The organism is Cryobacterium sp. 10I1 (genome assembly GCF_035019805.1).
Taxonomy (GTDB): Bacteria; Actinomycetota; Actinomycetes; order Actinomycetales; family Microbacteriaceae; genus Cryobacterium; species Cryobacterium glucosi.
Genome location: NZ_JASJVF010000370.1, coordinates 1 through 2,267 on the forward strand (window position 1 = coordinate 1; position 2,267 = coordinate 2,267).

The window sequence follows — 2,267 nt, forward strand, 5'->3', positions numbered from 1 at the left end:
GGATGAGCGCGAACTGGAGCTTGCTCTGCAGGGCGCGCACGAGGCGGAGCAGGTCGGCGAGCGGGCGGGCGTGCGCGGGGTCGGCGGGGATCGCGGCGATGAGGAGCTCGGGGTCAATGGACAGGGCCGCGGCGACGGCCACACGCTGGATGACGACGGGGGAGAGGTCGCCCGGGTAGGAGAGTGCGACGACCTCGGGGCTGTCCAGGCCGACGCGGGCGAGGGCCTTGAGGGTGCGCGCGCGGGCGGCGGGGCGGTCGAGTCCGAGGCGTCGCCTGAGCGGGGTCGCGAGCTGGCTGAGGATGGTGCGGGTGGGGTCGAGAGACCCCAGCAGGTCGGGGGGAAGGTATCCAATGTTCGCGCCGAGCAGGCGCGCTTGGGCGCGACGGCTCAGACCGACGAGTTCCTGGCCGTTGAACAGGATCGACCCGTTCGTCACGGTCTTGGTCGGGGGCAGCAGGCCGGCGATGGCGAGCGCCGTGGCGGTCATGCCGCTGCCGGACTCGCCGACGAGGGCCACCGCCTCGCCCTGCATCAGGGTGAGCGCGACGCGGGACACCTCTTGTTCACCGGGCGTTGCGGCGCGGTCGCGAGTGCCCGGACGGGCGGTGGCCACGGTGAGTCCGCGCACGTCGAGCAATGCCATCGCTCGGAACGCGTGTGAGGGCATCGGGTCCTGGTCGGCGCGTTCGCGCTGCGAGAAGGAAGACTTGGAACCGGCATCAATGACGGTGTGGTCACGTAATTGATTCATGGCCGGGCCTATCGTGTGCTGTTGGTGGTGATACTGTATCCAATCGAATGTGCCTTTGGTCAGATCCGGAGAGACTCTCAGGAACGGCATAACTCCTGCACATCCTCTCGAAACAGGCCCAAAGTGCCCACTTTGCGGGGTTTTCCGAGAGTTTGCAGGAGTTATGCACCGGCGGGGTGCGCAAAGCAGGGAATCTCGCACGTTCAAACGTTGTTTGAATAGAAGATGAAAACTTTGCCGATCAGCGTGCTCGACCTGGCCAGCCGCCCCGCGGGCGGCAGTAACGCGGAGGCCGTGGCCGGCAGCATCCGTCTGGCGCAGCGTGCGGAGGAGCTCGGCTACGACCGGTTCTGGGTGGCCGAGCACCACAACATGCCGGCGATCGCCTCGAGCGCGCCGCCCGTGCTGATCGCGGGGATCGCGGCGCGGACGACGCGGATCCGGGTCGGGTCTGGCGGCGTGATGCTGCCCAACCATGCCCCGCTTGTCGTCGCCGAGCAGTTCGGCACCCTGCGCGCCCTCTACGGCGACCGGATCGACCTCGGCATCGGGCGGGCGCCCGGCACCGACGGCGCGACGGCGCTCGCCCTGCGCCGGAGCGAATCCGGGCTGGGTGTCGACGATTTCCCGCAACAGCTTGTGGACCTGATCGGGTTCTTCCACGGCGGCATGGCGGCGGATAACCCACTGCGCGGCATCACGGCCTACCCGGGGCTCGGCGATGCCCCGGAGACGTGGCTGCTCGGCTCGAGCGGGTTCAGCGCGCAGCTCGCCGGGGCGCTCGGGCTGCCGTTCACGTTCGCGCACCACTTCGCGGGCGAGCACACCGAGGAAGCCCTCGACCTGTACCGGGCGCACTTCGAGCCGAGCGCGTTCCTGGCCGCCCCGCACGCGATGATCGCGGTCGGGCTGATCAGCGACGACGACCCCGAAGTGGTGCGCCGGGAGTCGCTGCCCGGGCTGATCACGTTCCTGCGGATGCGGCAGGGCAAGAAGCCCGCTCCGGTGTCGTTCGAGGAGGCGCTCGCCTACCGTTTCACCGAGTATGAGCTCTCGTTCGTGGCGTCACGGAATCGCCGCCAGGCCGTGGGCACCCCGGCCGAGGTGGATGCCCGGCTCACGGCGCTCCTCGATGCCACAGGGGCCGATGAGCTCATGCTCAGTGCGCAGTCCGCGACGCTTGTGGGGCGCATCCGCTCGCTCGAGATCGTGGCCGACCTGCGTGCGGACCCCGCGGACGCCGCGGCATAATACCCCTGTTCGGGGAAGAAGCTGAGGGGTAGTCACGTCCCGCTGACCGGGATTTACTGACTGGGCCGCCCCCACCCGAACAGGGGCGGCACGGGCAGGTTGCTATGGACGCGCCACAACACCGGTCGTGGTTTCGCCGAACGGTCGGCGGGTGTGCCCGCGTCGTCGGGGCCGTGAGCCTCGTGCTCGTCGCGGCGACGCCCACGTTCGCCGCGGCCCGCATTACAGCGGATGCCCCCGCGCCCGACCCCGCCTCCGCGTC

2 protein-coding genes are annotated in these 2,267 nt (G+C 69.7%); one reads left to right on the top strand and one right to left on the bottom strand.

Going from position 1 to position 2,267, the window contains the following annotated elements; translation table 11 throughout:
- The coding region (locus QN345_RS18100; RefSeq protein ID WP_323509019.1) for an ATP-binding cassette domain-containing protein at nt 1-754 on the bottom strand (754 nt) is incomplete at its 3' end.
- Between the two features lie 225 nt (nt 755-979).
- Between QN345_RS18100 and QN345_RS18105 the strand changes: the two genes are divergently transcribed.
- Complete coding sequence (locus QN345_RS18105; RefSeq protein ID WP_322189302.1) at nt 980-2,005, top strand: LLM class flavin-dependent oxidoreductase; 1,026 nt, start codon at nt 980-982, stop codon at nt 2,003-2,005.
- Nucleotides 2,006-2,267: the final 262 nt, after the last annotated feature.

What these genes read in the sequence shown, in the direction of transcription:
- QN345_RS18105 (WP_322189302.1), top strand. Translation starts at nt 980, where the DNA reads ATGAAAACTTTGCCGATCAGCGTGCTCGACCTGGCCAGCCGCCCCGCG.